The following is a 245-nucleotide window of genomic DNA, read 5'->3' as shown; positions in this document are numbered from 1 at the left end:
AAGAGCCGGAGCGCCCGTACTGGCCGAAGGACGACCCGGCCTTCATCAAGGCCGCTTCGCCGCGCGGGGTGATCCATTCCTTCGCCGACGGCAAGATCGAGGACACCGGCCCGCTGAACAAGAAGCGCATGGAAACCATCGACGACGAGACCACCCAGGCGGCGATCAACTTCATCGACAAGCAGGCCAAGGCCGACAAACCGTTCTTCGTCTGGATGAATACCACGCGCATGCACCTCTTCACC

The 245-nt window shown here is 62.0% G+C and carries 1 pseudogene; it reads left to right on the top strand.

The features are described 5' to 3' along the window. Positions 1-245 (top strand): annotated as a pseudogene (locus J5M67_RS29160) (arylsulfatase); the annotation flags it as partial.

The organism is Pseudomonas sp. 30_B (genome assembly GCF_017491605.1).
Lineage (GTDB): Bacteria > Pseudomonadota > Gammaproteobacteria > Pseudomonadales > Pseudomonadaceae > Pseudomonas.
This window is presented reverse-complemented; position numbering and strand designations above follow the sequence as displayed.